The sequence below is a fragment of the Rhizobacter sp. P2_H3 genome, assembly GCF_056403355.1.
The window spans coordinates 1-4,736 of the sequence record NZ_JBFUFQ010000329.1 but is presented as its reverse complement, the minus strand read 5'-3'; the positions used below and the strand labels follow the sequence as shown (position 1 = coordinate 4,736).

7 protein-coding genes are annotated in these 4,736 nt (G+C 60.5%); 6 read left to right on the top strand and 1 reads right to left on the bottom strand.

Going from position 1 to position 4,736, the window contains the following annotated elements:
* Positions 1-107: 107 nt before the first annotated feature.
* A complete protein-coding gene (locus AC1D1T_RS30080; protein ID WP_477828595.1) occupies positions 108-668 on the bottom strand; it encodes a septation protein IspZ in 561 nt (186 codons plus the stop codon).
* Between the two features lie 925 nt (positions 669-1,593).
* On the opposite strand from AC1D1T_RS30080, the gene AC1D1T_RS30075 reads away from it, so the two are divergent.
* The 6 genes from AC1D1T_RS30075 (at position 1,594) to AC1D1T_RS30050 (ending at position 4,693) form a co-directional block, all read left to right on the top strand.
* A complete protein-coding gene (locus AC1D1T_RS30075; protein WP_477828131.1) occupies positions 1,594-2,217 on the top strand; it encodes a tyrosine-type recombinase/integrase in 624 nt (207 codons plus the stop codon).
* 187 nt (positions 2,218-2,404) lie between these two features.
* Positions 2,405-2,701, top strand: coding sequence for a DUF7660 family protein (locus AC1D1T_RS30070; RefSeq protein WP_477828130.1), 297 nt, complete (start codon positions 2,405-2,407; stop codon positions 2,699-2,701).
* 173 nt (positions 2,702-2,874) lie between these two features.
* Positions 2,875-3,177: a hypothetical protein gene (locus tag AC1D1T_RS30065; RefSeq protein ID WP_477828129.1), complete on the top strand. Its 303-nt coding sequence runs from the start codon at positions 2,875-2,877 to the stop codon at positions 3,175-3,177.
* A 295-nt stretch (positions 3,178-3,472) separates the two neighbouring features.
* A complete protein-coding gene (locus AC1D1T_RS30060) occupies positions 3,473-3,865 on the top strand; it encodes a hypothetical protein (protein ID WP_477993107.1) in 393 nt (130 codons plus the stop codon).
* Positions 3,862-4,218, top strand: coding sequence for a hypothetical protein (locus AC1D1T_RS30055; RefSeq protein ID WP_477993106.1), 357 nt, complete (start codon positions 3,862-3,864; stop codon positions 4,216-4,218). The genes AC1D1T_RS30060 and AC1D1T_RS30055 overlap by 4 nt, the downstream gene beginning before the upstream one ends.
* Positions 4,219-4,408: 190 nt before the next feature.
* Positions 4,409-4,693, top strand: a complete 285-nt coding sequence (locus AC1D1T_RS30050; RefSeq protein WP_477993108.1) for a demethoxyubiquinone hydroxylase family protein — start codon at positions 4,409-4,411, stop codon at positions 4,691-4,693.
* Positions 4,694-4,736 lie beyond the last annotated feature (43 nt).

Below are 4,736 nucleotides of genomic sequence, written 5' to 3'. Positions count from 1 at the left end.
ATGTGGAACAGAGCGGCAGCCCACGCAGCTAAGCCGTAAGTATTTGGTATTGCAACCAAAGTGAAGCACAGCCAGTAGCAGATTGTTTTCATGGGTTCTTGTGAGGCCTAACGGTGGGCATGAGCGGCAGGCGCAGATGGGCGAAGCCCGCCTGTGGCTGTCCGCTCGATGGAAGGGGTAGGCCTCACGATAAAGCGAGGTGCAAGGATGCAAAAGACGAGGATGGCAAGAAGGGGACCAGATGTTTTGTATTGAGTCCAGACGGTCAACGGCGTGGCGAATGCCACGCATGTGTTCACGATTCCCAAAAGCACGTACAGACCGCAAAGAGCCCAACTGAATCTGCGCCAGCTGCTTGGCAACATACCTAGCCTGTGACCCCAAACAAGGAAAGGAAGCCCAGGGCGGAATAATTGCAATGAGACCGCGACTGCAGCTGCGACGAAGATGAAAAATAGGGTGGGCTTCAGCATCAGAAGTGTGATGCTCTCCGTTTGACCAGAGAAGCTGAGCGTGAGTGCTACGGGCATCATAAGGATGATTTGAAACACGATGATTCGCCAGAAGAGGGACGCGCTGAGCTTGAGGCCATAGTCCGTCCTCAAGGCACTCTCGCCGATGTCTTCCAAAGCCGCTTCAGGCGGTGCGTATGGATTGCTTCCGGTCATGCGATTCGGCCTCCGCTTTGAGGCCTAGCGTTTGAAATGAGAGGCGAAGCCCGGCCTACCGAGCGGCGTCCTATCGATTGGTTGGGCGCCGCTTGGGGGTAGTGCTGGGAGTTTTTACTTGGCTTCTGCATAGTTGAGCGCCTTAGAGAACAGGACTTCGCGGATGGAGTTCATGGACCATTCTCTCCTGCGCTGTGAGTCTTGGCGGTGGGGAGGAGGCGTGCGAGCGGTCATCGGCGACCGACGGTTCATGGCCGATTGTTGCCTGTCGGCTGCTGCCACTCGTCATTGGCAGTGTTCACTACAAAGACCGCATGGCAAGGTACGGCGCAACAAGCACCATCGCAGATAGAACGATGCTGCCCAGCACCAGGGTGAACTGTCTTGTGCCGTACTCACCCGCTCGCTCGAAACATTTCGCGGCGACGATCAACGTGGGYGCCGCTAGCATGATGGCCGGAAGAAAGTAGGCCGCGCCAACACCTTCGTGCACGTAGCCAGTCTGCAAGAACACGTAGCCTGCCGACATCCCGGGCACTAGGGCAAGACACAGAAGCAGTGAGCACAAGCCCGTAGGCGACATCTTCYCTCGGCTGACCTGCATGTAGATTCGGCTCCCGATGTCTAACGCCCTAGGTGTCCGATACCGGCGTCGGAACTGCCTCAGATTCCCATCGTGCGGACTTGGCAGCGGCTGGTACGTCGGGCACGTGCACAAGTACGACTGAAATGGTTGGCGGCGACATGGCGCACTGTAGCCGGCCCGATACCGGTCGTTGGCGAACGGCTGTTCATGGCCGGCAGCGTGAGTTTGCCAGACCGCTCCAAAGCTGCCCGTCAGACGCAGCCAGGGGGGCGGCTCAGAGCAAGTGCAGGCGGTGACCGCGCGCATCCTGCATGGCCCTCAACTCGATGGGAGACCATCATGGGCACTCCAGGTAACGCAGTTCTTCGCGAACCGTGGAACAAGGGCAAGCTCGTCGGGCAAAAAGCGCCATTCAAGCTCAAGGACATCTGGGCCCTGCGCGTCCGGTTGCAGATGGAAGGCCGGGTTCGTGAGTTGGCGCTCTTCAACCTCGGCATTGACAGCAAGCTGCGCGGCTGTGATCTGGTCGGCCTGAAGGTCCGCGATGTGTGTCACGGCGACCAGGTGGCCGCACGTGCCATCGTTGTCCAGCACAAGACCCAGCGCCCGGTTCAGTTCGAAATCACGTCAGCCGCCCGAGATGCCGTGCAGGCTTGGATCACGATCGCCAGGCTGAAGCCGGAGGACTTTCTGTTTCCAAGCCGCCTCCACGACTCGCTCCATCTGGGTACTCGCCAGTACGCCAGAATCCTCGGGCACTGGGTCGAGGAACTGGGGCTGGATCGCGCCGACTACGGGACGCACTCGATGCGAAGGACGAAGGCGACGCTGATCTACCGGCGCACCAAGAACCTCCGCGCCGTGCAGCTGCTCCTTGGGCACTCCAAGCTCGAGTCGACGGTGCGGTATCTGGGTATCGAAGTCGACGACGCGCTCGAGATCTCCGAACAGACTGAAATCTGAGGCGATCGATGGCGGCTGCGCCGGCAGCTTGCCAGTGCCTCCGCCTGCGCCATGGCCGTATGCTCTCGGCAAGCGTCGGCGGTTCTAGCCATGAGCCGCCGGTCGCGACAAGAGGCTTCCAGGGTCATCTGCGATGACCCGTCGCGCCTGGCCTCGGCGGTAACTTCACGTTAAGCAGAGCTATTCCATGTCAACCGACCCCCAGGCGCTCGCGGACGACGTCAGCGATGAACGAAGCTTCATCCAGTTTCTGGTCTCCCTCGCTGAAGACTGGAAGGCGCACCGAGCGATCGAAGCGTTGACCCCGTCCAGTCCGTACGGACAGGGTGCTCTCGGGTGGGAGAACAGGACCATCGGTGCGCTGCTCGAAGCGGCCGCATCCTGGGGTGAAGCCTCGATCGACGGCTTGCGCTTCTACGAGAAGCCGGAGAACCCGTGGAGGCGCGCTGCTCAAATCCTGGTGGCCGGCAAGTTCTACGAATGACGTCGACCAGCCAACAGCGGAGAGTTGTCACCGTCTGATATACGCGTCGCGAGACATGGGCGGACGCAGCTTTGCATCGAAGGTCGACCCGTGTTGAAATCGCTTGGCATACAGGGAGAACACACGTGGGGCGACTAGTTGAAGAGCTTTGGAGCGCCGTACTGAGCGCCATCGTGAACCTCGACAATTTCCGCAACGGCATCCGGCCCCAACGGCACGATGATCCGTTTACCGCCGAGAAGAAGCGGCTGACCCGTGCCTGGGCCCTGAGCTTCGTGTCCAGCATTGGTGTCATCGTGGCGGCCCTCGTGCTCGATAACCTGCTGGCCAGCGCAGGCGCAGCCATCTCACCCAGCAATGCCTTCGAGCCACTTCAGCAGGGCGTGTTCTGGCTCGCCTCTGCCGCGCTTACCACCTCCATTCTCACTATGCTGTACTGCGGTTACAGACTGTGGCGGCTCGAACGCGGAGCCTGATCGAGGCTATGTCCGAACGCCTGCAGCCGGCCAGGTGCTGTCGTTCACCAACAGCTGCTTCCGGGTTGTCCAGTCAGCGGATACGATGCGATCCGTCGGCGTGGCGGAACGGTAGACGCACGGGCAAACCCGTCCCTAAAAGGGTGCAGGCTTCGACACCTGTCGCTGACACCCCCGCATGTTGCATCGCCGCTGTCGGCCAATTGCGGGCGGTCGCCATGGACTGCTTCCTGGCCGGTGCATAGCCAGGCGGCGACGGGAACTACTGGCGCGGTGTGACACGGTGGGAGAGGGGATGAGAAAGTTCCTGTTGTGGGTGGAAGGTACGCTGTTGCTCTTGGCGAGCTTGTCCCTCTTCAGCTCTTTGGACACGTTGTTCAGGGGCGACTACGTTGGGTCATCCGAGACGGTGTGGATCGCGCTCGCGTTCGCCGTAAATCCTGTCCTGTTGCTGTTCTGGATGGCAGTGAACTTCAGGCGACAGATGATGTCGGGTACGGCCCTGCGGAGGGGCGCGCTGCTGGTCGTGCTTTCCGCCTCGACGATGGGCCTGTCGTGGCTGTTCCATGCCTACCTTGCCACCGCCGTGGCGTTGACCTGCATTTCAATGGCACTCAGCATCGGCGGACTCTGGAAGGGCAGGCCGCCTCGTCGTGCGGACCTGTCACTGCAAAGCCGCTGCCCTTGACCATGCCAGAACTGAACGTCTTCACCGCAATCGCCATCGGCTCATTTGCTGCGGCAGTTTGGGCAGTCGTCTCCATTCGACGACTGCTGCGAACCACTGGGCCAGGAATTCTCTCTCGCAATCAGAGGATCGTTGTGTGGGGCGCTGCCGCACTCGCGTTCGTACCTTCGCAACTCATCGCGTTCGCATGTTCCGTGCTCTTTTCGAGCTTCTCGGTCTCGCCGGGGATCTGGAACCATCTGCAGCTCTGCCTGACCATCATCTTCAGTCTGGGAATTCTTGGTGCGACATGCACATGGGCCGCGGCGAAAGTGGTGAGCATCGCGATTCAGCGGAAGGCAACGGCCACTTGAAGCGGCAAGCAAAGGGAATCCGGTGACTGTCGCGAATGCCACTCGCTGTATCGAACGCTGAACGACCGCTTCGCTTCGACGAGTCTGTCAGTGTGACGGGCGGCAACGGGTCGCCTACCGCCAAGGCGGCGCGGCGGCGACTGGCAACAATCGGCCATGAGCAGCCACTCGCGATCGACCGCTCTACGGCATCACACTCAGTTTAGTCACGGGGCTGCTCGGTCGCCAGGCAATCGCCGCAACCACAGTGGCAGTGGAGCGTGTCGTCCTTCGCCACCTTGAGCATCAGCTCGAACGACTGCGGGGAAAAGACGAAGCTGCTGTCAAAGCCATCGAGTCCATCCTCACTGAGGAAGAGCAGCACCATGACCGATCGGCTTCTTACATCGCGGGTGGTCAGTTCTGGCCGAAGGTTCTGTCGCCCATAGTTTCAGCATCGACGGAGGCTGTCATATGGGTTGGTATGCGCGCCTGAAGAAGCGCCACTTCGAGCGGACGCCTGATGTGCCCGTCTTCCG